The sequence below is a fragment of the Vibrio sp. 1288 genome, assembly GCF_033344475.1.
Genome location: NZ_JAWPOX010000368.1, coordinates 398 through 784, shown reverse-complemented (window position 1 = coordinate 784; position 387 = coordinate 398). Strand labels below are relative to the sequence as shown.

The window sequence follows — 387 nt, the reverse complement described above, 5'->3', positions numbered from 1 at the left end:
ACGAGTCCTCAATGTAATGATGGAACTGCTGGTCAATGTTTCTACAAACCAGAGAAATACGAAGACAACAACCGTTATTCTATTGGTGCAACTTACACCCTCATTGCGGATTGGACATTCCGTGCAGGCTTGGCTTATGACGAGCAAGCGGGTGAAGCAACATTGAGTATCCCTGATAGTGACCGTATGTGGTACAGCGCGGGTCTAACGTATGCAATGAATGAAAACCTATCGTTTGATGCTGGTTTTGCATTGGTACAAAGTGAGTCGGGCTCTTTCACTGAGACTAACGCAGCAGGTCAAGAAATTAAGTTTGATTCAGAAGGTACGGCATACATCAGTGCAGTACAGATGAACTACACCTTCAAATAATAGGATTCTCGGAGT

Annotated in this window: 1 protein-coding gene; it reads left to right on the top strand. The window is 44.2% G+C overall.

Features of this window, described 5'->3' with window-relative positions:
* Positions 1-372: porin (locus tag R8O11_RS26815; RefSeq protein WP_318194821.1), on the top strand; the 372-nt coding region annotated here is incomplete at its 5' end.
* Positions 373-387 lie beyond the last annotated feature (15 nt).